This is a genomic window from Acinetobacter sp. 25-47-130 (assembly GCF_056779705.1).
In genome coordinates, this window is record NZ_JBWYII010000036.1 from 1 (window position 1) to 279 (window position 279).

Annotated in this window: 1 protein-coding gene; it reads left to right on the forward strand. The window is 45.5% G+C overall.

Annotated features, from left to right (window positions below):
• On the forward strand, window positions 1-279 hold a 279-nt coding region (locus tag AC1M83_RS14240; RefSeq protein WP_481590951.1), incomplete at both ends, for a 3-oxoacid CoA-transferase subunit A.

Below are 279 nucleotides of genomic sequence, written 5' to 3' on the forward strand. Positions count from 1 at the left end.
TTGTACCGCAAGGCAACTTGGCTTGCCGTATTCAAGCGGCGGGTATGGGCTTAGGTCCAATCTACACACCAACAGGTTTTGGTACTTTGCTTGCTGAAGGCAAACCAACCATGAATTATGAAGGTACAGACTACGTTTTAGAAAATCCAATCAAAGCTGACTTTGCGTTAATTAAAGCGCATAAGGGTGATCGCTGGGGGAACTTGGTGTACCGTAAATCTGCACGTAACTTTGGTCCAATTATGGCCATGGCAGCAGATATCACCATCGCACAAGTAT